The following is a 24,072-nucleotide window of genomic DNA, read 5'->3' on the forward strand; positions in this document are numbered from 1 at the left end:
CCCGCACGCATTACTTCACATCAGAGAAGCCAGAGCCAAGGCTTAAGGGGGCGTCCATGTCGTGGAAGTCGGTCTTGAAATTTGCTGCGCCGGTTTTGCTTGCCGTTGCAGTCGCGATCCCGACGGCAGAGGCTGCTGATCTCGGACGCCCGTCACTGAAAGATGGCCCGGACTACGGCGCGCCGCGCTATCTTTGGACGGGTGCGTATGCGGGGCTGCAGGCGGGTTATGGATGGGGTACGTCGCGTCAGACCAATATCGACACTCTCATCACCACCAGAGACTACGACACCGACGGTTTTATTGGCGGTGGAACGCTCGGCTACAACTCGCAAACGGGGCAATTCGTGTGGGGTTTCGAGGGTGACCTCTCCTACACCGATGTTTCGGGTTCCTCGACCGTGGCCTGCATCGCCGGATGCTCGTCGTCGCTCAACTGGCTTATGACCCTGCGCGCACGAGTAGGCTGGGATATGAACGGCTGGATGCCCTATGTGACGGCTGGCATGGCCATAGCCGATGCTCACGTGAGCACCAATGGCGCCGGCAGCAGGACGGATACCTTGGCGGGCTGGACTGCTGGTGGCGGTGTCGAGGTCAAGATCGATCGGAATTGGAGTGTCAAGGCCGAGTATCTCTTCGTCGACCTTGGCGACATGCGCAACACGGTTCCGGGCGCACGGATCAATGTCGATTTTGACGAGCTTCACGTCGTCCGCGGTGGCATCAACTACAAGTTCTGACGGCGCCTCGCCCTAGTCCGCGAAAACGCACAACGCCCGCCGGATCATTCCGGCGGGCGTTTTGTTTTGCCCGTCCTCAGGCCGAGAGGTGCTTCACTTTCGGCAGGACTTCCTTCGCGAGCAGCTCGAGCGAGTGCCGCCACGCTTGCGGATGATCCACGTAGTCGAAGCCGAACACGAGCAGGTGCCCGAAACCGCCGACGTCATTGTGGATCTTCTCGATCTTCTCCGCGACCGTCGCCGGCGAGCCGATGATCCAGTTGTGCTTGGCGCAATACTCCGGGGTGACGTCGCTGTCGGGTACGCTCTGGTCGTGCTTGAGGTAGGGAAGGAAGTCGAAGTTCGCGAGGAGCTGGAGGAAGTACTCGCGCATCATGCGGCCCATGTGCAGCTCGACGGACAGGCGCTCGGCCTCCGCGTCCGTATCCGCGACGAACACCTCGCGCACCAAACGCCATTCGCGGCGGTTCGGCTTGCGTCCCGTCTTCGCCGCGCCCGCTTCGACCGACTCCCAGTGGCTGGAGACATAGGCCGGGTTCAAGTTCAGGCTCATCGGGATATAGCCGCGCTCACCGGCGAGCTTCAGCGTGTCCGATCCTTTGGAGAGTCCGGCGACGCCGATCGGCGGGAAGGGTTTCTGCAGGGGTTTGATGTGCGGTTTGAGGAACCCGTACATCATCTCGGGGTTCTTCACGGTCCAGAACTTGCCGACGTATTCGAAGGGCTCGTTCGTCGACCAGAGCTTGAGGATGATGTCGAGCGCTTCCCGCGTCATCTCGCGGTTGACGCCGGTGTTGCCATCGACGTTGAACATGGCCCAGTCGCTCGGCAGGCCCGAGGCGGCGACACCGAAGTTCAGGCGGCCGCCCGAAATGTGGTCGAGCATGGCGACGCGGTTCGCAAGCTCGGCGGGGTGATGATAGGGAAGAAGGAAGCCACCCGGCCCGAGGCGGATGTTCTTCGTCTGCATGAGCGCCTGTGCGACGACGAGGTCGGGCGAGGGGTGCGGCTCCCATGGCGCGGTGTGATGCTCGCCGATCCAAGCTTCCTTGTAGCCGAGCTCGTCGAGCCAGCGGATGACCTGCAGCTCCCACTCGTGGCCGTCCTTGAGCGGCCTCTCGGGGGGATGCGACGGCATTGTGAAATAGCCGAGTTCCATGGGGGTTCCTCCATCGGATTTGTCGGTCGCTCCGAATTCTCGAAGCAACTCGTTGGCTGGCGGGCGGCAGTTGTGTCCGTCGTCCCGCAAGCGCGTGCCGGTTTCCGGCACTGATCAGTCTGCATCAGATTTAGGCGGATTGACTATCACGGTTGCGCGACGCGCGTTGCCGGTACGGCATCGGAAGTATGCAAGGCGTGATGGTCTGGAAGGCGGAGGCAGGCGTGGCGTTCAGGCGCGGCGCAGCACTGGCTCGGCGCATGGCTCGGAAGGAATTCTCGAGCGGAGGATGCGCCCGCCGATCGAGCGCAGGGTGTACTCGACGGAAGAGGCCAGCAGACGCTCGGCATTGGCCATGGCCTCGGCCAATGGCATGGGGCGCGTGTTGATGCTCCGGTAGGCGCTGATGCCGTGATCGAGATTGGCCTCGGCGCCCTCACCGATACGGCCGGCAAAGGCGATCACCGGAATGCCATACGCGGCAGCACGACGGCCGACTTCTGCAGGGATCTTTCCGAAAGGCGTTTGCCCGTCGAGGCTTCCTTCGGCCGTAAGTACGAGGTCGGCTTCGGGGAGGCGGCGGTCGAAGCATGTGTAGCGCATGACGATGTCGTAGCGAGGATGGAGCACGGCGCCGCAGATCGCAGCCAACGCGGCGCCGATGCCGCCCGAAGCGCCTGCCCCCGCCAGGTTGGCGACATCGACGCCGGTGGCCTCTCGCAGGCGCTGGGCGAAGTTCGCCATCGCCCGCTCGAGAACGTCGATCTGATCAGGCCGCGCGCCCTTCTGCGGACCATAGATCCGCGTGACCCCGCGCGCGCCGAGGAGCGCATTGTGCGGGTTCACTGCGGCATCGATCCGTACTTTGGCCAGGCGCGCGTCGATGCCGCGGAGATCGATGCCGGCGAGCCCCGCCAGCGCGGCGCCACCGCGGTCGATAGTCCGGCCATTCCTGTCGAGAAGGTGCGCACCGAGGGCCTGGGCCATGCCCGCACCGCCGTCGTTTACACCACTGTCGCCGCAGCCGACGATGATCCGATCTGCCCGGCGGTCGAGTGCTGCGCGGATAAGCTCTCCGACGCCGAAGCTGGTCGTCTCCGAGGGATTGCGTTGCCCCTCAGGAATGAGCGCGAGCCCGGCCGCGGAAGCTATATCGACGACGGCTGTACGCGCTCTTCCAACGCCGAGAAAGCCGATGTGTGCCTGAACAGGTGCGCCGGTCGGGCCGGTTACTTCGACAGCGTGGAGCGTGCCGTTTGTCGCCCGGACGAGGGCCGCAGTGAAGCCTTCGCCGCCATCGGCAATGGGGGCTTCGAAAATGCGTGCATCTCGCCATGCGCGACGCACGCCGATGGCCATGGCGGCAGCGGCCTCATGTGCGGAGAGGCATTCCTTGAGCCCGCTCGGGGCAATGAGGACAGTGATGCACATGGGGCTGCGCGCGCTCCGGTCTGGTGGCCGTCTTGCCATCGGGAAACGCGCGCATCGCGGGGGCTATTCCCGAGCACATTGCAGAAAGCAGGCGCGAAGCCGCCCCGGTCGCGCTCACCGCCAGCCGTGGGCAATGAGGCGTTGCTCTTCCTCAGGAGGCAATGCCTTCGTCGCGCCGAGAATGCTGAGCAGCCCTTCGAGCGCGTCCTTCTCCTCGGCGCCGGATGGCACGAAGTCGCTTCCGCCCGATGGCGATGACGCCGCAATGCGTGCCGTGCCCTCGACAATCCATGTGCGGCTCGCGGAATCACGGCAGGCGATGCCAGCGAGCCGCGCCTGCATGGTTTTATCGAGCGCCTCGACCTCGCGACAGATGCGCCCATTTCGATCGCGCAAGGTTGCGACGATCATCAGATGCTCGCTGCCTTGTGCATCTCGCTCCTGAAGTGCGACGGGCGTGCCGCTCGGGCGCGTCTCGAGGATCTCGGCGAGCGCTGTGCCTGACGGAATCGGCCCAAGTGCCATGACAGGCCCCTGCAAGACCGGCGCGGGCTGGCGCAGGAACAGCGCAGCCGCCAGCCCGAGCACGAGAGCGATGCTTGCGGCGAGCGGCAACATACTGCGCCAGAGCGGCGGCCGCGCCTTACGCGCAGGCGGGAAATTCGTGACGCTCGCCGCAGGTGCTTCGGTGCCGAGCACGGTGCGAACAAGGGCATCCGATACAGGCTCCGCTGCCATGTCCGCAAATGCTGCGCGCGCAAGGGTCGCCGTGCTGCGGAAACTCTCGACGGTGGCGCGCGCCTCGGCATCGTTCTCAAGAGCCGCCCCGACCTCCGCCGCTTCGGCGGGTGGAAGAGCGCCGTCGGCATAGGCCATCAGCGTTTCGTCCGAGAAGCGGCTCATCGCTGGGCTCCTTGCAACGGGCCCGACCCAGTGCGCGGCTCATCGATGGCGCGGGCGAGTTTCTTGCGGGCGCGCGACAGCCGGCTCATGATCGTGCCAATGGGGATGCCGAGCACGTCGGCGGCGTCCTGATAGGAGAGGCCTTCGATGGTGACCAGCGCCAGCACCTCGCGCTGCTCTTCGGGGAGGCGCGCGATCTCGGCGCGCACGAGAGCGAGATCCGCTCGCGCGGATATCTGCTCGTGGGTTCGCGCATCGCTCGGGAGGCTCTCGGCGAGCTCGGGCGTCAGCTCTGTGTTCCGGCGGCGCTGGTTGCGGCGCAAATGGTCGATATAGGTTGTCCTCACGATCTGGAACATCCAACTGTCGAGCCGCGTGCCGGGCGTGAACTGGCCGAGGTGACCGAGCGCCTTCTCGCAGGCAGTCTGCATCACGTCGTCGGCAACGTCGCGCGTGCCCGCGAGCGCCAGGGCAAAGCGCCTGAGGCGCGGCAGCAGCGCCACGATCTGGTGACGAATGTCAGGTTCGCTGGCGGTCATCCGATCTCGCGGTCGCTGTCCTCGGAATAGAACGCTGGCATGGGCGTTTCATTCCCGACAGTATTGGCTTTTCTTGGCGGGCGCGGTCGCCCGGCCGGCAGTGAGATTAATCTTTGCCGGGAGAAAGGAGCAATTCGTGCGGGATCTCAGTTGGTTCCAGGTGCTTCTCGTGGCGCTGATCCTCTCGCTCAGCGTGCCGCTGCTTGCGCCCGGCCTCCTGCCTGACGGCTTCGCCCACGCGGACGATGATGACGACGACGATGACGATGATGATGACGACGACCGTCCGCGGCGCGCCCGGCCTCGTGCAGAGCTCGTCATTGTCGGGCTTGATGCTGCAGCGCGCGCGCGTCTGCTGGCCCAGGGATTTCGCGTCGCCCGCGAGAGCCCATCCGCGCTTCTCGACCGCTCGATCGCGCGCGTAGAAGGCCCACCCGGGCGCTCCGCAGCCTCGGCCTTGCAACTCGCTCGCGCGCTTGCTCCCGGCGCCTCAGCCGCACGGAACGATCTTTTTCGTCGCTACGCGCTGTCACGCTACCAGCCGACCGGGGATCTGTGCCGGGAGCGCTGCGAGAGCTTCGAGATCACGGCGTGGCGGCCATCGCTGATGGCATGTCCGGTTGCTCTGAGCATCGGCGTCATCGACACTCGAGTCGATACGAGCCATCCCAGTCTCTCGGGTGCGAAGCTCACGACGACAACCGTTCGCCGCCAGGACCGACGTCCTTCGGATGCGGCGCACGGAACAGGTGTCGTGAGCCTGCTCGTGGGGCAGCCCGGATCGGGGATCGTCGGGGTGCTGCCACAGGCACGCGTGCTCGCGGTCGATGCCTTCCACCGCGCCGGCAATGGCGATGCGGCCGATGTCTTTGATCTGGTGGCGGCGCTCGACTGGCTGGTCGGCAATGGCGCGAGCGTGATCAATCTGAGTTTCAGCGGCCCCGCCAATCCGGTCATGGCGGAGGCCATGCAACGCGTGACGACACGCGGCGTCAGTGTGGTTGCGGCGGCGGGCCGCCCGGACGGTGGCGCGACAGGCTATCCGGCGCGATACGAGAACGTCCTTGCCGTATCAGCCATTGACGTGCGCCTGCGGCCCTCGCGTCTCTCGAGCCGCGGCGCGCATATTTCCTTTGCCGCGCCAGGCGTGGGCCTTGTCGTCGCGGCGCCGCGCAGCTCCCACAGGCGTGTGGATGGTACGTCATTTGCGGCGCCGTTCGTCACGGCGGCGCTTGCCATGAGCCTTGGCGGAAAGGCAAGCGGTGCCGAGGCTGTCGGCCGTCTGCGTGCGCAAGCCAAGGATCTCGGCGCCCCCGGACACGACCCCATCTTCGGCTGGGGGCTCATCCAGTTCGAGACGCCGAAGGGTTGTTGACTCCGACAGAACCCGGAAAAGCGAAAGCCCCGTCACGCGTGGCGTGAAACGGGGCCCTTCATCTCTTCCGATTCATGCCCAGCCAAGCCGGGCTTCTTTACGAGGCCTTTCGCCCCGTTCGCGATATCCAGATTGTGAGTGATTTCGGTTTGGCCTGATCAGTTGGCGCCACCAAACCGCGCCTTCGCCCTTCGGCTCCGGCCTGTGCGTTGCTGCGGTGGCTCCATGCGACCTCCACACGCTGTTGTCACTCGACAGTCGGCGATCTCCAAATCACCGGGCGGCGTGTGCCTACAGCTTCGACGCACCGCGATCGATCGCGACCATCACTTTATCATCTTGTGCCATGGGGGATGGGTGTCAAGGGGTTCGGCGGGCGAAGCGTTTACTTCGCCGACGAAAGCCGTCTCCTCGATCATCGCATCGGCCTGCGTGGAACGTTTTGCTGCCGTTCATACGGCGCCTGATATGGCATTCCCGTCGTCGCACTATTTTGGAACCGACGATCCGGCTTGAACGTTTTCGAGGGACCGGGGTGCAACACGAGGAGCAATCGATGAACTTCGCATTAAAGGCGTTCGCTGCAGCGGCCATGCTGGCATCGGCTTCCACTTTTGCCGCGGCTGCACCTGCCAACATGAGCCACATCCCGGGGGGTGTGCGCAGCGATATCATTCAGGTTCACGGCAATCACGCGGACTGCCGGCGCGACCGAGGTGGCTGGCATCGCCACAACCGCTTCGGCGAGCGCAGGTCGTGCCGTCGCTGGGATGGCCGCGGCCGGCGTCCAGGGGCCTGCGTGCAAGTTGGTCCCGTCTGGTACTGCGGCTGAGCCGGGCGACATCACCGAGTTTCTGGTCCCCGGCCTGCGAAGGCCGGGGATTTTCATATGGTTCCGCTTGCGTCTTTTCTCCGAAGCAATGCTTGTCGGCATGAGGCGTCGGAGGGGATCATGAGCGCTGACCGGGCATCGCGGGGTGAGGCCGCCCGCTTGGAATGGGACGCACCGTCCAAACCCCGACGGAAGTCGCCTCAAGGGGCGGCCACCAACGATCTGGTTTTCAGCGCCTCGCGCGCCACCAATGACGAGGTGTTTCCGCAGATCCTCGAGCTCTATGTGGCGCCTGGCGCGAAGATCGCCGATGTCACGTATGGCAAAGGCGTTTTCTGGAAGCGCGTCGATCGCCGTCGCTACGATCTCAAGGCCACGGACTTGAAGGACGGCGTCGATGCCCGCGATCTCCCTTATGGGGAGGGCTCGCTGGACTGCGTGGTCTTCGATCCGCCCTATATGCACACGCCCGGCGGCACCGCGCACGTCGATCATCAGAACTACGAAGCGTACTACAGCAACAACAAAGCCCTCTCGCGCTCGAAGTACCACGAGGCGGTGCTCGATCTGTATTTCGACGCCGCGAAGGAAGCGTACCGCGTGCTCAAGAAAGGCGGCATCTATATCGTGAAGTGCCAGGACGAAGTGTGTGCCAACAGGCAGCGTCTCACGCACGTCGAGATCATCAATTTCGTCGAGAAGCTGGGCTTCGTGACGGAGGATCTCTTTGTCGTCGTCCGGCGCAACAATCCGGGCGTGAGCCGCGTGCTCAAACAGGTGCACGCGCGAAAGAACCACTCCTACTTTCTCGTGTTCTGGAAGGCGAGCGCGGCGCAGCGCTGGAAAGGCCTCTAGTCAATCGGAGCCGGCCGCAGGATGGCATAGTTGATCACGATCTCGCGGCCTTTCGGCAGGCGCTCGGCGGTGAAGCGCTCCTGCCGGATTTCTCGCCCTTGAACAAGCGAAGCGAGGATCCTCGGCGGGTTGTTGGGGGATCCATCCCAGACGAGCAGTGCGCCTTCGCGCGCCAGGCGCGCCGGTGTGATCCACGGCGAGTCAGCCAGCGAGCGGCCGGTGAGCACGGAGGGCTTGGTTGGGGCCGTCAGCGTGATGATGTCCGGGACCCAGAAGTAGCCCGCGACGATCCGCAAGGGCGCCTTGGTTTCCCGCTCCCAGATCTCGACCATGCGCCGCGAGATTTCGGCCTGTGGCCAGTTCACACGCGTTGGAGCGGATTTGCGCGGGTCAACCACCACGGCCACGCCGTACGCGAGCGGTGTGACGATCGTGATCGCTATGGCGGCGATGGCGAGGCGGCGGATGGCGTCGTCGGTAACTCGGAGGTTCAATCCGGCAACTGCGAACATGCCGGCATAACTCAACATCGAGTTGCCCCAGGACGCCTTGAGACCTGAACCCGTCAGCAAGGCTCCTGTCGTCGCGACCATGAGCGGGCCGAGTGTGATGATGGCGAGAAAGCTGACGATGCGTGCGTCGGGCTTCTGATCTCCTCCATCTGCCGGGGCGGGCGCACGCTTTCTCAGCAGCAGTCCCGCGATTGCCATCAACGCAAAGAGGCCCGCCACATTCAGGGCCACGTCGGCAAAGAACTGCGGGTAGCCCGCACTCGCTTCATGAGTGCGCGCAGCCGCATAGGCAAGCGGCGCGAAATTGTGGCGCACGAGCCAGTCGAGCAGAGGCAGCGAGATCAGGATTGTCGTGGCCGCGGCGAGCCACGGGCCGAGCGTCAGGATCTGAGCGCGGGCCTTCGCGTCCCAGAGCATCCACAAAGCAAGGATGGCCAGCAGCAGCAGGGTCGACAGTTTCGCGTAGAGGCCGATGCCTGCCGTGATCCCGAAAAGAAGCCACCAACCAAGCGATCGCCGTTCGACGGCGCGCCAGAGCGTCAAGGGCAGTGCGGCGGCCATCGGCAACTTTGCGATGTTGTGATTGAACTCGACCGTCGGCCACGCGAAGAACGCGACGCCTGCGAGGAGCAGCGTGCCCGCAATGGCGCGTCGCCGGCCGAGCAGATCATTGCCGAGCGTGTAGACGATGAGAAACGTCGCCATGACGAAGAGCTGCGAGATGACATACGCGGGCCATCCTATGGCGCCCGTCAGCACGCGCGAGCCTTCGAGTAACCAACTGGGCAGCGCGGGATGCTTGTAGGTAGCGATGACCCATTCGCGGCCCCAGGCATAGCCTTCTGCGACATCGAGCGGGACGGAGATGTGCGTGAGCGCTGGTGCCAGTGTCCAACCCACGAACTGGCAGACCATGAATGCAAGAACTGGAAGTGGCACCAGCCAGAATGTCCTGCCGAGCAGCGGGGCCGCTCGGACCTCGTCGGCACTTCCCTGCAAGCTCATTGCTGGTCCCCATTACCGCAATTCGCCAAATTTCCCCGGGCAGGCGGCCATCGTACAGGCGAGACCGGGGCCGGCTGCAAGCGACATCGTGGCGCAGACAGAGCAGATCACCCGTGCGGGCTGGTCAGGTCGGCGGCTGCATGTCGGTGTTGATCTCACACAGTCGATCGAGGCAAGTAGCCTCTGCGGAAATCATCGACCCAGCGAGGCGCAAGCATGTTCGTAGACGAGCGGATTTATACCCTTCATGCGGGGCAAGTCCCAGTGTTCCTCAAGCTCTATGAAGAGGAAGGAATGGAATGCCAGGTGCGCATTCTTGGAAACATGGTGGGCTACTACTTTACCGACTTCGGGCCGCTCAATCAGATCGTTCATATGTGGGGCTATGAGAGCCTCGATGACCGTTTCGAGCGGCGCAAGCGCCTGCTGGCAGCGCCCGAGTGGCAGTCCTACGCGAAGAAGATGAGGCCGCTCGTCGCAAAGGTCGAGAATAAGCTCCTCGTGCCGGCGCCGTTCTTCAAGGTTCCCGGGAGCAAGGCCGCGGGGGCGTGAAGGCGCAATACCGATAGTGCGCCCACCTACCACTTGGGCGAGCAGACGGATCGGCCGTCCGAAAGAACCTCCACCGAGACCTCTACGCCATAGACGCTGCGAAGCCTCTCGGATGTAAGGATCTCGCGTGGTGGCCCGGAGGCCACGATCTTGCCGTCGGCCATCAGTGCGACCCGCGTCGCGACGGCAAAGGCGTGATCGGGATCGTGCGTCGACAGCACGATGCCGATGTCGCGACCGGCCAGCCGGCGCACCTCCGAGAGAACCCGCACCTGATTGCCGAAGTCGAGGCTCGCCGTCGGCTCGTCCATGACGATGAGCGGCGCGGCCTGGGCCAGTGCGCGCGCAACGATCACGAGCTGACGCTGGCCACCCGACAGGCGCGTCACGTCGCGCTCGGCGAGCGCTGCGATGCCGAGATCCGCGAGTGCCTGCCGCGAGATGGCGATATCCTCGCTGCTCGGGCCCGCGAACATGCCGCGATGCGCGATCCTGCCCATGAGCACGAGATCGAGCGCGGTATAAGGGAACATCTCCGCCTGTGCCTGTGGGACATAGGCAATGCGGCGCGCAGTCTCCGCGCGGGGGAGCGCACCGATGTCCTCGCCGCCGAGAAGAACACGCCCGCCCTGCGGCGGCAGAAGGCCAAGCAGCGTGCGAAAGAGGGTCGTCTTCCCGCAGCCGTTCGGTCCGAGGAGGCACATGACCTCGCCGGCACCGACCGACAGCGACGCATCACGTCCGACAGGATGCTCGGGATATCCGAATGCGAGAGCTTCGGCCTCGATGCGCATCATGACCATCCATGGCGGCCGCGCCAGAGCAGCCAAAGGAAGAACGGCGCGCCGACAACCGCTGTGAGAATGCCGATCGGGACCTCGATGCGGGCGATCGAACGCGCGAGAACATCGACCAGCACGAGGTAGGATGCGCCCATGAGCGCAGCGGTCGGCAGGAGACGTTCGAAGTTCGGCCCGACGATCATGCGGGCGATGTGCGGGATGACGAGACCGACCCATCCGATCACGCCGGAGATCGCGACGACACTTGCCGTCATCAGCGTCGCGGCCGCTATGACGGCGGCGCGCACGCGTCCGGCTTCCATGCCGAGCGACCGCGCCTCCTCGTCGCCGAGCGAGAGCACATTGATCCGCCAGCGCAGCAGGACCAGGGGGACGAGGCCGATCAGAACCGCCGGCAGTGCGCCCGTGATCTCGGCGCCCCGCGTGCTTGCGAGACTTCCGAGCAGCCAGAATGTGATCGCGGGAAGCTGGTCGTAGGGATCCGCGAGGATCTTGAGCAGCGAGATCGCAGCGCCCGCGAGCGCGCCGACAACGACGCCGCCAAGAACGAGCACGAGTGTGGGATCTCGCCCGCGCACCGCGCTCGCGATCACATAGACGAGGCTCACGGTCGCTATGCCGCCGACGAACGCGAGCCCCTGGATGGCGGCCAGCGGGAGCGAGAGGAAAATGCCGAGAACGGCGCCGAGCCCCGCGCCTGCAGAGACGCCCAGGATGTCGGGCGAGACGAGCGGGTTGCGGAAAAGCCCCTGATAGACGACGCCGGCGCTCGCGAGGCTGGCGCCAACCAGGATGCCCGCGATGACGCGAGGCCCGCGGATGTTGAGGAGCACGCGCTCTTCCGGCGTCTGCGCGCTCTCACCGGACCAGAGACGGGCAATGGCGCTCCAGAAGCCCTCCAGCGTGATCGGATATGCGCCAATGGTCAGGGCGATGAGCACAGACAGGATCAAGACGACGCACAGGATCGGAATTGCGATCGCGCCGGCGCTCGATTTCATCGCTGCCGGAGCGTCGTCGGTGGTTGGCCATCCGCCCATGCGATCAACGTCTCGAGGTCGGCATCGGTCAAATCGACCTGATAGAAGAGCTTGTAGAACTTACGCGTCTCCTGCCGGATGTCGAAGGGAAAGCGCTCGCCGTGAAGGATGTGCGCAAGCCAGGCGAGTCCGATCAGGCGGTTGACCGAAGGTGGTCCGTCGATCCAGCCGAAGGGCGCCGTAGGCGCGAGATAGACGCGTTTGTTGCGTACTGCCGGGACCGATTCCCAGGTCACATCGGGTGACTTGGTCACCGCATCGAAGAAGTTGCGTTCCCAGGTGACGATGACCTCCGGCGCCCAAAGCAGGATCTGCTCGGGTGAAACATTGGCAATGCCCTGGCGGCGGTCATCCGACACGGCGACGTTGCGGCCGCCTGCTCGTTCGATGATCTCGGTGTTGATCGAGCCGCGCAGGCCCGTCTCCAATCCCTTGGCGCCACGCGCGAGATAAACGCCGGGCCTTTTCTCTTCCGGGACTGTAGCGGCGAGCGCGCCTATTCGTTGGAAGAGATCTTCTGCGTACTTCGCCAAGGTGTCGCCGCGCTCGGGAACGCCGAGGATGCTGCCGAGCAGGCGGAGCGAAGCAGGCGTTGCTTCGAAGCGCCCGTCAACGAGGACGTAGGGAATGCCCGTGCGCTGCTGAGTTGCCTCGGCGAGCGAGATGAATGTCGGGCGTACAGAACCGAAGTCGACGATCAGATCCGGGTTGGCCTTCAGCACGACCTCGACGTTCGCCGTATCGCCACGTCCGGTGAGGCGCCCGAGCTCAGGAAGATTGTGCGTCGAAGGGAGCAGATAGGGGATCTCCTCCTTGCGCGGCGCGCGCTGCCATCCGACCATGGTTTCGGGGAGCAGGCAGTAAACGACAGCCGATGCCGGCGGCCCAGCAGCCATCACGCGCGCAATGCGGTCGGGCAGAGTAACGGTCCGTCCGGCCGAGTCGGTGACGGTTCGCGCAAAGGCGGGCGCCGCAGCAGACAGCGCCAGCAAGGTGAGCGCGAAGATGGATCGGATCAGGCTGCTCATCGCTCGTCTCCAACCTGATCGTCGCCCGGCTGACGCGGTGCGAGCGGCGTGAAAAGCGTCCGGTCCGGTTTGAGGTCGATCAATGGCGTGCCGTCGAGACAATCGAGCCCGCGCACGAAGATGTTCGGCCCTTCCACGCGAACGAGCTGGACGATGTGCGTGCCGATCGGATTTGGCCGCACGGGCGTTCGCAGGCTGAAAGTCCCGCGTGCAACGCCATCATTGCGAGGGCTCTGCAGAACGAGATCGCGACGAGACTCGTGCAGCCAGTAGAGGACTTCCAGGCGCTCGAATTCAGCAATGCCGTCGAGGGCCGCAACCCAGGGCTCGAAGACCTCGATCCTGCAAAGCGGACCGTCGAGGCGCCCTTGCCGCGGGCAGGTCAGGCGGTCCGTCCAAGGTGTGTGGCAGCGGCCGACAAAGAAGAGGCCGGCGTCGGCGTTGTCGGGAAGGGCGACCGCCGCCTCGTTCGCGCGGATCTCGTTCAGTCGAACCATGGTGAGCCAACTCTAGCCGTCGATGCCGACCATGACGTCCGAGGCCTTGACGATGGCGTAGGCCTCCTTGCCGACGGCAAGACCGAGTTCGTCGACAGCCTCGTTCGTGATCGACGCGGTGACAATGGTCCCATTCACGTCCAGTCGGACGTGCGCGGTCGTCGCGCCCTTCGTAACCTCGACGATCTTCCCCTTCAGTCTGTTGCGCGCGCTGATCTTCATGCAGGTTTCCTCCTCCTGGGCCTCAGCTCTAGATATCCATGTGAATACAACGCTTCAGTGATGAAGCAAAGCACTGCGGAGGGGGTTGCGTAAGGCGCGGTGGCTTAGGCGGCTGGGTATCGAGCCAACTGCCATCGCGTCGGTGCATGGCGGGTCGGACGAGGGATCTGTTCCACCCATCGAGATATCCATATAGATATTTCGATGAACCCACGGATCGATGGAGGACAAAGGCATGGCGGCTTATCCCGAACTTCAGATGTACATCAACGGGGCATGGAAGCGGGCCGACGGCCAGCCCGTGCTGAACCCAGCCGACGAGAGCACCCTCGGCATCGTCCCACACGCGACGCGCAACGATCTTGATGCTGCGCTCGCGGCGGCGGCCGAGGGCCATCGGGTCTGGTCACGAACAGCGCCTGCCAAGCGTGCCGAGATCATCCTCAAGGCCGCTCGGCTCATGCGGGATCGCGTCGAGGAGATGGCGACGGCGCTCACGCTCGAGCAGGGAAAGCCCATTGCTCAGGCGCGGCTCGAAATCCTGCGCGGCTGCGACATCGTCGAGTGGGACGCCAACGAGGGCCGTCGTGTGTATGGCCGTGTCATCCCGAGCGAGCCGGGCATGCGGCATACAGTTCTTCGCCAGCCGATAGGCGTCGTCGCGGCTTTCTCTCCCTGGAACTTTCCCATGAGCTCGCCGGGACGTAAAGTCGCTGGTGCGCTTTCGGCGGGTTGCGCGATCATTCTGAAGGCCAGCGAGGAGACGCCGGCCGGCGCGATGCTCCTGGTCAAAGCTTTTCACGATGCAGGATTGCCGCCGGGCGTGCTCAATCTCGTGTTCGGCGTGCCATCCGATATCTCGGAGCATCTCATCCCGCAGCCGACCGTGCGGCTCGTGACCTTCACCGGCTCGATCCCTGTCGGCAAGCGCCTTGCCGAGCTCGCCGGGCGGCATATGAAGCCCGCCATCATGGAGCTTGGAGGGCACGCGCCGGTCATCGTGTGTGATGACACCAATCCGGAGCGGTCTGCGGCCACATCGGTCATCGGCAAGTCGCGCAATGCCGGACAGGTGTGCGTTTCGCCGACGCGCTTCTTCGTGCACGAGAAGAACTATCAGGCCTTTCTGGCCACTTTCGCGGAGAAGGCCAAGGCGCTCAAGGTCGGCGACGGCCTCGATGAGAGCAACCAGATGGGGCCGCTCGCCAATCATCGCCGCATCGAAGCCATGGAAGCTTTCGTCGCCGATGCCAAGGACAAGGGCGCGAAGATCATGGCCGGCGGCAGCCGGATCGGGAACAGAGGCTACTACTTCCCGCTGACCGTGCTCGCGGATGTGCCCGACACGGCGCGTGTGATGAGCGAGGAGCCCTTCGGCCCCTTGGCGATCGTCAATCCGGTGAAGTCGCTCGACGAGGCCATCGAGAAGGCCAACGCGCTTCCGTACGGTCTTGCTGCGTACGCTTTCACGAACTCAGCCCGCTATGCGGAGGAGCTCGCGGAGAGAGTCGAGGCCGGCAATCTGTCGATCAATCACCTGACGGCTTCGATTGCCGAGACGCCGTTCGGCGGCGTCAAGGAGAGCGGCTACGGGCGCGAGGGCGGCACCGAGGGATTGGAGTGCTACACGGTCGTGAAGAACGTGTCGCACCTCATGGCGCAATAGCCCGCGCCGCGCGTCGTAGCACGACGGTCGCTATCCGAGGTTTCCAGCTTCGGATGGCGGCGGCCGTGCTGAGCGCTGCGTCTGCAGCCGCAAACGCCATGGTTCAGCAGGAGCTGGCGAGGTGCGCGTACGGGCGGCCGCATCGGCCACCCGCTTTCGCCTGCGAGCAATTCTACTTGGCCGCTTCCAACCCGGCCCTGGCGCACTGCTCGTCTTGATCGGCGATGACACCACTCACCCCGACCGCGCCCGTAACTTTCCCGTCGACCGTGAGTGGCAGGCCGCCGGGAGAGGCGAAGACGCCGGGTAGAGTCGCAGTGGCCGGACCGCCCTTATTGATCACATCGGCAAAGGCACGGGTCGGGCGCCGGTAGGTAGCAGCGGACCTTGCCTTGCCAATGGCGATATCCATGCTTGCGTACTGCGTGTTCTCCATGCGCTCGAAGTACACAAGAAAACCGTGCGTATCGACCACCGCAATAGCCACGTTCCAATTGTTCTTCTGGCATTCGGCGAGTGCACCCGCGGCGGCCATTTTGGCGGTCGCGATGGTGACCGATGGGCCGTACTCGGGACGCCGGTCCTGCGCCATGGTTGGGGTAGCCGCCCCGAGCAATACGAGGGCGAGAGTAGAGAGAACCGTTCTCTTTGACATGTACTCCTCCCTAGGATTGTTGGTGGGAGTGGCTCCGGAAAGGACCCACCCGAGGGCATCCTAGCACTGCAGATGGCAGAACGGCGGGGCTTCAGAGCGCGCGTCGTCGTGCCTGGAGAAGCGTTCCTGGCTCGTCGTCGTCCAGGTCCACCGGATCAATCCGGTCTGCACTCACGTTTCCCGTCTTGTGGCCCCGCGTGCTCGGGAACGGCACGAGAAAGTCACTCGGGTCTGTCTCACCGAGGCGAATTCCGCAACCTAATGGCGTCGTGCTCAGACCCAACCGGGAAGGGTGTTCAGAGCGCCGACCTTGACATGATCTGCAACAGCCGCTGAGCCTGCGACCTCCTTCACCAGCACGAGAAGTGCGGTGTGCTGCTCCGCTGAATTGACCGTGCCCCAAACGTCGACAGCGCCATCCTTGACGGTGATGTTGACGAAGCCACTGTTCAACCAGGGTTGCTTGCGAATCTGCTCCAAGAGCGAGCGCTGCAACGCGGCATCATCCGATCTGGGGGCAGTTTCATTGAAGCGCGTTTGACTAAGAACACGAACGAGGTCACTGCGTGAGATAATGCCCACCAGCACCCCGTCTCGTATTACGGGAACCCGCTTGATCCCGTTCCTATCGAGGACATCGGCAACTTCACCGAGGCTGGCATCTTCGACGACGGAGATGATGTGCCGCGACATGACTTCGTGCGCCTTGCGTCCGTGGTCCTTGGCATACTGACGAGCAAGTTCATCCGGTCTCGCAAAGAAGCTCGAGAACCAGGATGGCCGTCTTTCGGCGCCTGTCTCTTTGCGGTGCAACAAATCGCTGGCCGTCAGAATGCCAATCACGTGTCCATCTGCCGCCACGACCGGGAGGCCGTTCAACCGCCTATCCGTCATCAGCTTGGCCGCCTCTTGAATGCTGGCGCCGGGACGCACGGTAGCAACGTCTCTCGTCATGATGTCTTTGGCCTGCATGGGCTTACCTCCGATCAATGCCGAGGCCCCACTGGAATGCCGCCGGACCTCTTCGGTTCTCATGCCAGTCAAATGAAAGCGCTCTGCCGTGATGGCCTAGCTTTGAACATGTGGGTGTCGCGCCGCTCGATCGCCAGGGAGCCAGGTTGCACGGCTGCCCCAGCGATATGGACGTGCAAAGGCATCCCACCGGCTCGTGGCCCGGAGGGCGCAGCCCCTGCGCTATGACTGGGGTGTGCCGGCCGAGATGATTGTGGCGCGGCGTGCTGTTTTTGTTTTGGCGTTAAGTATTTGGCTGGGGGACTAGGACTGTCAGGTGTCGGATGATAAGGCATTGAGCACGTTGATATTGCTGCATGTCTCGGCTTGATTGGGGGAGCAAATTGGGGGAGCGCGTCCCCCGCTCACGATCGAGCCAATCTATCCACAAGCAGCGAATCGGTGCATAGCTGAAGGATTGCGCTTGGGGCATGAGGCAACATGAGCGCCGATCGATTCGAGGTCTCCTTTCGGTTTCATGGCGGACTAGCTGACCGCGGGATGCTGGACGGCTCGGACCACGCCACCTCGACACAAGCTGTTCGGCGCCTTCTGGCCCTTCATGCTCATTGCTTTACAACAGGTAAGGTTCCGCGCGCCTCGTACTCTGATGGAGGTGGCTATCACGTTCTTCACGTCGCCAATCGTGTGGGCTCTCACGCAGACATTTGGGCGGTCGCATTCGATCCGAGAGCACAGAGCATCGCGGCATACCTAGCTGGTGTCTATTCTAGCGAGATTAAGGGAGGCCTCAACGCAGGGGCCCGCTTCCTTTGGGACAGCATCCGTTCGGCTGTGCGCAAAGGACCGTCTCACTTGCCTGAGTTTCAGCGAATAGAGCCAGTGCTGTCTGGCCTGTCGGGAAATCGCGAACCAATTGTGGATGTGGCAGCAGAGCAGGACGTTGAGCGTGGACGACTTCGAGAGGCGACTGTCCGCATCTTGTGCGATGCTGCTAGGCCCATTGGCAGAAGCGCGGATCATCTGGAGATCAGTATCGACGGGGAGATGGTCGCAGAGATTGATGTGGCAACGCTGAGATTGCTGCTCAACGAGCGTCAGCAGTATGTGGATCGACAGGCGGCACTGGAGCAAGAGATAGCTCGGGCGTTGACGCCCATACGGAGATTGCCGGGCAGACGATCAGGCCTAAGTTAGAGGAGCGTCCCTGACGCCTCGGCCTCAAGCTCCATGGGATCAATCAAGTCAGCTCCCTCGTTCCCCGCCTCGTTCATCCTGGTGCTTACCGGCCAGATGCGCATCAGCTCAGCGAAGGTCGATTTGACAAAGACACGGCCGCATATGAGAGCGTTATTGCTCCCGCCTTTCGGGCTTGTGCTCGTCTCCCAGCTGACGGATGACTTCATCCATCCCTCGGATATCTCCCTGCTCCTTGTCGTGGCGCCGCTTGGCTTCTAGGCGCTGCTTTCGACTTTTCCGCAGTTCGCGCGCTATTCTGGTGCGCTCATCGGCGGATATACCCAGTGGGTGATCCGTACGCATAACTGTCCTCGGGGTTGGAGTATGCGAGCTAGGCGCTACTGGAGCGATCTCGATAGGGCCCACATTCTCAGGAGGGGCGTGCTCGCGTTGAACAGCACTCTACAACACAGCGCCCCTGCAATTGTGACGCTGCGCGACCTTATTTCCTTCGGCGCTCAGCTAGGGACGGCTTGTTGGGCCACCCCGGCCGCGTCTCGGGCGTCATCATCTCACCGCCAAACCGGGCGTGAAAGCGCTGGGCATGTTCCGCCTCGGCGAAGCAGAACACATGGTGATGCTTTCCGTCGCGATAGAAGCCGTGTCCCCGTGCACAGAGTGACAGCTCCTCATTGGCGATGAAGCCGTGCACGATTGGGAAGTTGCGTCCGACGTAGGAGGACTCGGGGAGAGCCACTTGGTGAGGCCAGCCGCTGTCTATTGCTGAGCTGCTGAGTTCGCCTTTCCGCCGCCTCCCACCCATCCGACCTCCCACCAAATTGCCAGCCATGCCGGCCGCTGCTATTGATGAGAACGAATGTGGAACATGACGGAGGCGGCAGCAAGGGGATGGACAGCATTTCAAGGCTTAGCGGCGGGTGGTCAAATCTGAGGATGGCACCCGATCAGTTCCGACCATTGGCATACTTCCTCGCGGTTGCCGCTCTGCTGGTGTGCGTGGCGGCCGTCAATGCTTGGTTCGCGGACAGCAAGAGTAACGGTGGCTCGCTCGTTGGGACTGCCCGCGTGATCGATGGTGATACGTTCGACCTATGCGCTGGGCCACGAGGTTCCTGCGAGCGAGTTCGCCTGTGCGGGATAAATGCACCCGAGCGAGATGAATCGGGCTACCACGCCGCGCGGCAAGCGCTGGCGGAGCTGGTGAAAGGCCAGGACATCACTTGCAAGCCAGTCGGAGAAGGCACCGTGTGCGACGGACGCTCTCGCTCCACCTCACATGGTAGGATCGTGGCTCAGTGCCAAACTTCAACCGTGAAGGACCTTGCGGGAGAACTCGTGAGGCGGGGCGTTGCGTGCGACCTCGCGGGCTTTTCAGGCGGCTACTATCGAGATCGGTTCGGCGGACGATCTTGTTGAAATAGCTAGCGCAGCGTCCTCGACGATGCGAGGTGGGTACTGAAACTGACGCGGCCTGCTCTAGTTGTTGGCGATCGTCGTGCAAAGGCGAGTGGCCGTCAAAGCTTCGTGCGAGCCCTTAAGTGGGAACTGAGCGCGAGCCCTGGGAGAGACGACGCGTAGGGCATGGCCGTCAGCAATGGCCTTGATGCTTGAGTCGTCCAGGCTACCGAAGCTCACCAAGCCTCCGCTGATTTGCTGTGGAGTCGCCACATGGATCATACGGCCATCGACATGGACAGCTACGGGGTTGCCGACAAAGGCAGAGGCTGTGGGGCCTCCCGCGACGAGATGCCAATGGTCAGAGGCCGATCGGATAAAGCCCCATCCCATCTCTGCACTGACACCAGATCTGCTTGCGAAGGACTTCGTAGCCCAGCAGAGAGGCGGTTCGGATGGAGCAGTCATTAGCTGGACTTGCCAGCCGGCGCCCTCCCACACAATTCTGCCTTGGGCCGCAGCAGTAAGAGGCGCCAGGCCAATCGCAGCACTCAAGATCGATAGCGCAACCGTTGTCAATGAACGCATAGAACGTAGCTCCATCGCCTCAGCGGCATGGTTCAATGCAGATGCCGAGAAAGGGTGTGCAATACGGTGCCCAGGATGCATGTAGGGTCTCAATGAGAGATTGCTGGCCCGGGGCAATCGTGGCCTAAGGTGAACGACGGGTTAGCGACAATGTTGGTGATGAAGTGAGGAATTGGGGCAATCATCCACATGGCCAAACACGCACTGGACATCGCCAAGCTGATCTTCGAGGCGGAGCCCGATGCCTTCGCGGGTGATCCCGCAGCCGTAGAGCGGGTGTCTCAGGCGCTGGCGAAGATCAATGGTGCGCTCCTCGCTTCCACGCTGCTCAGGCATGGAGATGCGGCCCTCTCTGCTGCAGTGCAGAAGATCGCCAAGGCGGTGGAACTGGAGGCGAGGGAGACAGCGAGCACGATGCTGCTCCTAGAAGACAACGGCGAGGACCCTCCCACGGGCACGATCAACTAGGAACGGGCGCGCGCCTTGAGCTGTGCTGGGGAAGCGCAACGGAAGTCAATTGCAGTCCCTCCCGTTGATGCTATCTTTCTTGGCATCATGGGGTAGGTAATCGGTTTCGATCGCTCATTGCGCTTGGGTTGCTATTGCTCGCCTGGGGATGCGCTCAAACATCCTCGACATCGGAAGGGCCGCCTTCGCTCGCCACCTCTGCATCGACGCCATCAGTCGTCGCCCAAGCGCCCATCAACAACACGCCTCCCACTCCGCAACCTGCGCCGAAGCCCCAACCAAAGCAGCTAGAGGAGATCGAGCCACCACGTGGGCCACAGCTAACGGATCTCGCCATCGCGGCTCTCATCGTGCAGGCATCGAGGGCGAGCTATTCGGGAAACTGCGCGTGCCCGGACAACGTGGATAGGGCCGGGAGGAAGTGTGGCGCGAGAAGTGCCTATTCGAGGCCCGGAGGACGGAGCCCGTTGTGTTATGAGCGCGATGTCCCGGCTGGGATGATTGCAGAGTGGCGGGAGCAAAACAAGTAGTCTGCGGAGTGGCGTATGTTCGGATGGCTTCGGAAGAACGGGAGGAAGCCCAGCTCGGTGAGCGACACTGAGAGGCAGAGGCTTGCCGATATGGCCAAGCAGCTCGGCGAAGACCTTGCGGCGGACCTCGATGAATTCATGAGGCTGCGCTTTGAGCCTGTCCTCGATCGGTATCTCGACGTGCTGCGTGGATGTCTACAAGCCGCTGTGGCCGCCAAGGAAACGCCTCCGATATGGACTGCGCGCGTGGACTACGAGAGCTTCACGGAGAACGTTGCTGAGCTAAAGCACAAGGTTGCGAGCGAGGTCATTGCACACATGGCAGAGTGGCTCGCGATGGCAAATGAGATGGGCGTGCGGGCGGTCACGGATGAGTTATTGGCTCAGCGGATCGATGATTACATTACCCGTCTCTATCTCAGCGGCGGCGAACTGATGCTGAGATATGGGGATGCACTAATCGACGCGGACAAAGCGTGGCGCCTCAGCAATCCCGAGCTGGCCTTGGGCTTCCCTAACAACGACTGAGGTGCGAGTTGTCTTGATCTCCGCTGGGCTTGCTGTGTCTGCCGAATCAGTATGTGATTCGAACGGCCCTTAGAGCGCGGAGAATTGGATGTCTGTCGTCAAGTGCGGGATGTGCAAAGTACCCATGCAAGGCCCTGCGAACGCCAAGGGAAGTGACATCCTGACGTGTCCCAAGTGCGGGCAGCAGGACACGCTGGAGACCGTCCAGGCAGAGGTTGTCGATTACGCACGACATTGGATGGCGGAGCAGGCCGACGAAGTGATGAGGGAAGCCACACGCGGCAACAAGTACCTCACGTACAAGCCGGGCGCACGAAGCACTAAGCGGCATCGATACGTGTTGGATATGTGACTGGGGAGGCCGGAATGTCGGTGGACGCGGAGACGGCTCCAAAGAGAGCCAGCGTGTACTACTCGGCGGATGCGCTTGTTCGGGCCCGAGAAGGACTTGCAGCGGTGCCGGGCAAGCAGGAGGTTCTGCAAGCGAGATTCCTGATGCATCCCTTCAAAGTGCAGCGTGCACGGGAGTTCGCCCATCATGGCTTCGTCCGCCGTACAGCCACGTTGGCAAGGAGCGTCGCGAACGTCTTCGCGCTGATACCGCCTGAGCGTATTGAGCCGCTGGACGATCATGACGTTCGTCACGATGCTGAGATCAACATTCAGGCCGCCGTCTTCAGCGCGTTTGCAGCCGTGGACAACTTGGCGTGGATCTGGGTGATAGAGAAGGATGTGCTCCAGCCCAATGGCGAGAAGATCCGCCCTGAGTGGGTCGGTCTGCGTCCAAAGAATTGGGTAGTGAGGGATACTCTGCCGGACAAGCTGAGAGAATTCGTCGCCGGCTTCGATGAGTGGTTCGCGGGGATAGACAATTACCGCCACGCTCTAGCCCACAGAATACCGCTCTACATACCGCCATACTGCATTGATCCAAAGAACGCGGCGAGGCACGAAGAACTGGATTTGCTCCAAGTGCAAGCGGCAACCAAAGGTAAGTTCGAGGAGATGGATCGCCTCCGCGCCGAGCAGGAAGCGATGAGATTCTTCCGCCCATGGATACAGCACTCGTTCAGCGAAGGCGCCTCTCCGCTGGGTTTCCATCCGCAGCTCCTCGCTAACTTCAATACTATCGAGGCACTGGGCAATGCGGTTCTGGATGAACTGCGCGCAGAGTGACCGGGCAGAAAAAGACTGATGGTAGCGAGGGCGAGGGCCGTTGCATTCAAGAGTGCATTGGCCTTCCTCCGGCCGTCGGTGATGCCCAAGGTGGCTACTCACTGAGAGCCCGGTAGACTGATGCCCTTCCGATGCCCAACTGTTTGGCGATCTCGGTGGCGCCTAATCCCTTGGCCTTCAGCTTGCGAACCTCTTCCGCCTCGATGGACTTCGGACGGCCTTTGTAGACGCCATTCGCCTTGGCCTTCGCGATGCCTTCCATTTGGCGTTCGCGGCGGAGGTTCGTCTCAAACTCAGCGAAGACGCCCAGCATATCGAGGAAGCACTTGCCGGCTGCCGTAGAAGTATCAATTGGCTGCTCGGTGGCCCTGAGATGAGCCCCCTTGGCTTGCACCTCTCTGACGATCGTCTGGAGGTCCCCAATGGATCTCGCCAAGCGGTCGATCCTCGTGACCATCAGCGTGTCGCCACGGCGAAGGAAATCCAGCACGGTGGCCAGCTCAGTGCGGCCCTCGGTGGTGGTCCCTGTGCGCTTCTCAGAGCGGATGGTCGTGCACCCGGCTGCCTTCAATGCGGCTGTCTGCACCTCCAGGGACTGACCTTCGGTGCTTACTCGTGCGTATCCAATGACTGTCATGGGACGCCTCCGCGATGGGGAGCCGTAGGGCGTGATGCCTCAATTGGCTCTAGACCCACAGAGGGTGATGTCTCAGAATCCCAAATGCAACCCTCTTGAGACGGCTTTCGTGTCTCATGGTGAAGACTCGGCTGGGTATACCTGAATGAGACGGGTTGCGAGGCCTCATCCAAACAGGTTGATGATCCAGCTCGGGACACCGAAGAGGAGCATGTAGGCGCCCATTGGGGCAGCGACGATAAAGAACGGCGGAATGACGCCCACCACGAACATCATGAAGCTGCCGAGCTTGATGGCGATCCAGATCCAATAGAGTGATCCGATCGGTATCACCAAGGCGAGCGCTATGCCCGCAACTCCTCCGATAGTGCCGGCAACCTGATTGAAGAAGCGAGCGACCATCTGTCCCTCCCAATGTGTTCACGTGTCTGCAATGGCCACAGTCTAGGGCGGGGCGCGTCGATGTGCTACGGCGCGAGGCGAAACAGCAGTCGATAACCCGATGGTGGTAGCTAGTGTGCGGCGGCTCGCGTTGAGTGTGCCAGGCTGCTGCCTCATGGCCTAGCCTTCGAGTGTTGGGCAGGCCTAGGGCGATCCCGTGAAAGCGCATGGGGGGGATTGTCGCCTCGCCGTATTCGGATGGGGTCTCGCAAGGATGACCCTAATTCTATCGGGCTTGCTTGAGGTATGCCCCTGGAGCATGACTCGCGTTCGAGTACACGCTTAGGTGGTCGGTCACTCCATTTACAGACACAGGCCTG

The 24,072-nt window shown here is 62.8% G+C and carries 24 protein-coding genes; 10 read left to right on the top strand and 14 right to left on the bottom strand.

All coding sequences use genetic code 11. The features are described from left to right. Positions 1-56 precede the first annotated feature (56 nt). Positions 57-743: an outer membrane protein gene (locus CS1BSM3_RS19005; RefSeq protein ID WP_083528731.1), complete on the top strand. Its 687-nt coding sequence runs from the start codon at positions 57-59 to the stop codon at positions 741-743. Between the two features lie 76 nt (positions 744-819). Here the strand turns inward: CS1BSM3_RS19005 and CS1BSM3_RS19010 are convergent, their stop codons facing one another. From CS1BSM3_RS19010 to CS1BSM3_RS19025, 4 genes are all read right to left on the bottom strand, one after another. Further along, a complete protein-coding gene (locus CS1BSM3_RS19010) occupies positions 820-1,902 on the bottom strand; it encodes an LLM class flavin-dependent oxidoreductase (protein WP_072389543.1) in 1,083 nt (360 codons plus the stop codon). Positions 1,903-2,133: 231 nt separating this feature from the next. Next, a complete protein-coding gene (locus CS1BSM3_RS19015) occupies positions 2,134-3,333 on the bottom strand; it encodes a glycerate kinase family protein (protein WP_072389545.1) in 1,200 nt (399 codons plus the stop codon). Positions 3,334-3,447: 114 nt separating this feature from the next. Then, a complete protein-coding gene (locus CS1BSM3_RS19020) occupies positions 3,448-4,236 on the bottom strand; it encodes an anti-sigma factor family protein (protein ID WP_072389547.1) in 789 nt (262 codons plus the stop codon). Further along, positions 4,233-4,775 (bottom strand): RNA polymerase sigma factor, encoded by a 543-nt coding sequence (locus CS1BSM3_RS19025; protein WP_072389549.1) that lies wholly within the window; start codon positions 4,773-4,775, stop codon positions 4,233-4,235. The genes CS1BSM3_RS19020 and CS1BSM3_RS19025 overlap by 4 nt, the downstream gene beginning before the upstream one ends. Positions 4,776-4,911: 136 nt before the next feature. Here CS1BSM3_RS19025 and CS1BSM3_RS19030 point away from each other — a divergent pair, with 136 nt between their 5' ends. From CS1BSM3_RS19030 to CS1BSM3_RS19040, 3 genes are all read left to right on the top strand, one after another. Next, on the top strand, positions 4,912-6,150 hold the full coding sequence (locus CS1BSM3_RS19030) for a S8 family serine peptidase (RefSeq protein ID WP_072389550.1): 1,239 nt from the start codon (positions 4,912-4,914) through the stop codon (positions 6,148-6,150). A gap of 556 nt (positions 6,151-6,706) precedes the next feature. Then, positions 6,707-6,982, top strand: coding sequence for a hypothetical protein (locus CS1BSM3_RS28105; RefSeq protein WP_143149282.1), 276 nt, complete (start codon positions 6,707-6,709; stop codon positions 6,980-6,982). Positions 6,983-7,102: 120 nt separating this feature from the next. Next, positions 7,103-7,837, top strand: coding sequence for a DNA methyltransferase (locus tag CS1BSM3_RS19040; protein ID WP_072389554.1), 735 nt, complete (start codon positions 7,103-7,105; stop codon positions 7,835-7,837). Here the strand turns inward: CS1BSM3_RS19040 and CS1BSM3_RS19045 are convergent. Further along, positions 7,834-9,354, bottom strand: coding sequence for a glycosyltransferase family 39 protein (locus tag CS1BSM3_RS19045; protein WP_072389556.1), 1,521 nt, complete (start codon positions 9,352-9,354; stop codon positions 7,834-7,836). The genes CS1BSM3_RS19040 and CS1BSM3_RS19045 overlap by 4 nt on opposite strands. A 216-nt stretch (positions 9,355-9,570) precedes the next feature. On the opposite strand from CS1BSM3_RS19045, the gene CS1BSM3_RS19050 reads away from it, so the two are divergent. Further along, positions 9,571-9,906, top strand: a complete 336-nt coding sequence (locus CS1BSM3_RS19050) for an NIPSNAP family protein (protein ID WP_072389558.1) — start codon at positions 9,571-9,573, stop codon at positions 9,904-9,906. A 26-nt stretch (positions 9,907-9,932) separates the two neighbouring features. Here CS1BSM3_RS19050 and CS1BSM3_RS19055 read toward each other — a convergent pair whose 3' ends face one another. From CS1BSM3_RS19055 to CS1BSM3_RS19075, 5 genes are read right to left on the bottom strand one after another with little or no spacing between them, the layout of a single operon-like run. Further along, the gene (locus tag CS1BSM3_RS19055; RefSeq protein ID WP_072389560.1) at positions 9,933-10,700 is read right to left on the bottom strand and encodes an ABC transporter ATP-binding protein; all 768 of its coding nucleotides are present in this window, start codon (positions 10,698-10,700) and stop codon (positions 9,933-9,935) included. Next, positions 10,700-11,710: a FecCD family ABC transporter permease gene (locus CS1BSM3_RS19060; protein WP_072394068.1), complete on the bottom strand. Its 1,011-nt coding sequence runs from the start codon at positions 11,708-11,710 to the stop codon at positions 10,700-10,702. The genes CS1BSM3_RS19055 and CS1BSM3_RS19060 overlap by 1 nt, the downstream gene beginning before the upstream one ends. Then, positions 11,707-12,777 carry an iron ABC transporter substrate-binding protein gene (locus CS1BSM3_RS19065; RefSeq protein ID WP_072389562.1) on the bottom strand — a complete coding sequence of 357 codons (1,071 nt, stop codon included), beginning with the start codon at positions 12,775-12,777 and terminating at the stop codon, positions 11,707-11,709. The genes CS1BSM3_RS19060 and CS1BSM3_RS19065 overlap by 4 nt, the downstream gene beginning before the upstream one ends. Beyond that, positions 12,774-13,274, bottom strand: coding sequence for a tRNA (N6-threonylcarbamoyladenosine(37)-N6)-methyltransferase TrmO (gene tsaA / locus CS1BSM3_RS19070; protein WP_072389564.1), 501 nt, complete (start codon positions 13,272-13,274; stop codon positions 12,774-12,776). The genes CS1BSM3_RS19065 and tsaA overlap by 4 nt, the downstream gene beginning before the upstream one ends. 12 nt (positions 13,275-13,286) lie before the next feature. Continuing rightward, positions 13,287-13,496: a TOBE domain-containing protein gene (locus CS1BSM3_RS19075; protein ID WP_072389566.1), complete on the bottom strand. Its 210-nt coding sequence runs from the start codon at positions 13,494-13,496 to the stop codon at positions 13,287-13,289. Between the two features lie 235 nt (positions 13,497-13,731). Between CS1BSM3_RS19075 and CS1BSM3_RS19080 the strand changes: the two genes are divergently transcribed. Next, positions 13,732-15,162, top strand: a complete 1,431-nt coding sequence (locus tag CS1BSM3_RS19080) for an NAD-dependent succinate-semialdehyde dehydrogenase (protein WP_072394071.1) — start codon at positions 13,732-13,734, stop codon at positions 15,160-15,162. A 172-nt stretch (positions 15,163-15,334) separates the two neighbouring features. Here CS1BSM3_RS19080 and CS1BSM3_RS19085 read toward each other — a convergent pair whose 3' ends face one another. Both CS1BSM3_RS19085 and CS1BSM3_RS19090 read right to left on the bottom strand, forming a co-directional pair. Then, a complete protein-coding gene (locus tag CS1BSM3_RS19085) occupies positions 15,335-15,817 on the bottom strand; it encodes a GlcG/HbpS family heme-binding protein (RefSeq protein WP_072389568.1) in 483 nt (160 codons plus the stop codon). Positions 15,818-16,090: 273 nt separating this feature from the next. Continuing rightward, entirely contained in the window at positions 16,091-16,789 is a 699-nt protein-coding gene (locus CS1BSM3_RS19090; RefSeq protein ID WP_072389570.1) for a CBS domain-containing protein, read from the bottom strand. A 3,372-nt stretch (positions 16,790-20,161) separates the two neighbouring features. On the opposite strand from CS1BSM3_RS19090, the gene CS1BSM3_RS19115 reads away from it, so the two are divergent. From CS1BSM3_RS19115 to CS1BSM3_RS19135, 4 genes are all read left to right on the top strand, one after another. Beyond that, positions 20,162-20,440 carry a hypothetical protein gene (locus CS1BSM3_RS19115; RefSeq protein WP_072389580.1) on the top strand — a complete coding sequence of 93 codons (279 nt, stop codon included), beginning with the start codon at positions 20,162-20,164 and terminating at the stop codon, positions 20,438-20,440. A gap of 587 nt (positions 20,441-21,027) precedes the next feature. Then, on the top strand, positions 21,028-21,498 hold the full coding sequence (locus tag CS1BSM3_RS19125; RefSeq protein WP_174263732.1) for a hypothetical protein: 471 nt from the start codon (positions 21,028-21,030) through the stop codon (positions 21,496-21,498). An 88-nt stretch (positions 21,499-21,586) separates the two neighbouring features. Beyond that, positions 21,587-21,850: a hypothetical protein gene (locus CS1BSM3_RS19130; protein WP_072389584.1), complete on the top strand. Its 264-nt coding sequence runs from the start codon at positions 21,587-21,589 to the stop codon at positions 21,848-21,850. Positions 21,851-21,864: 14 nt separating this feature from the next. Next, positions 21,865-22,674, top strand: a complete 810-nt coding sequence (locus CS1BSM3_RS19135; protein WP_072389586.1) for a hypothetical protein — start codon at positions 21,865-21,867, stop codon at positions 22,672-22,674. 94 nt (positions 22,675-22,768) lie between these two features. Here CS1BSM3_RS19135 and CS1BSM3_RS19140 read toward each other — a convergent pair whose 3' ends face one another. Both CS1BSM3_RS19140 and CS1BSM3_RS19145 read right to left on the bottom strand, forming a co-directional pair. Next, on the bottom strand, positions 22,769-23,311 hold the full coding sequence (locus CS1BSM3_RS19140) for a recombinase family protein (protein WP_072389587.1): 543 nt from the start codon (positions 23,309-23,311) through the stop codon (positions 22,769-22,771). 165 nt (positions 23,312-23,476) lie between these two features. Beyond that, positions 23,477-23,713, bottom strand: coding sequence for a hypothetical protein (locus tag CS1BSM3_RS19145; RefSeq protein ID WP_072389589.1), 237 nt, complete (start codon positions 23,711-23,713; stop codon positions 23,477-23,479). Positions 23,714-24,072: the final 359 nt, after the last annotated feature.

The organism is Hyphomicrobium sp. CS1BSMeth3, assembly GCF_900117415.1.
GTDB lineage: Bacteria > Pseudomonadota > Alphaproteobacteria > Rhizobiales > Hyphomicrobiaceae.